Source organism: Paludisphaera rhizosphaerae, assembly GCF_011065895.1.
In the GTDB taxonomy this organism is placed as follows: domain Bacteria; phylum Planctomycetota; class Planctomycetia; order Isosphaerales; family Isosphaeraceae; genus Paludisphaera; species Paludisphaera rhizosphaerae.
Window position 1 is genome coordinate 1 of record NZ_JAALCR010000103.1, and the last position, 327, is coordinate 327.

At 66.7% G+C, this 327-nt stretch carries 1 protein-coding gene; it reads right to left on the reverse strand.

Annotation, left to right across the window (positions count from 1 at the left end; all coding sequences use genetic code 11):
* Positions 1-327, reverse strand: a 327-nt coding sequence (locus G5C50_RS32175; protein WP_165076193.1) for a hypothetical protein, incomplete at both ends; no start/stop codon positions are given.

Below are 327 nucleotides of genomic sequence, written 5' to 3' on the forward strand. Positions count from 1 at the left end.
GATCGACGACCCGAGATGCAAGTGCCCCCAGAACTCCACGCCCCGGCCTTCTTCCAACGCCTCCCAGGCCAGGAAGATCGCGTTCAACTCGCGGTCGATGACGGCGTCGAAGGGATGCTTCCCCAGCAGCCGGACGAACATGAATTGATCGGTATACGTCCAGGCGTGATCGCCGTCGATGAGATCGCGCATCTCCCCCCAGCGTTCGAGCAACCACCGCACGCCCTCCGGCGAATCCTCCAGCGCCGCCACGAAGGCCGCCGGGTCGTCGTTCACCCCCTCCAGCGGCCCGCGATTCCCCGTCGCGAACAGCCTCCGCCCCAGCAG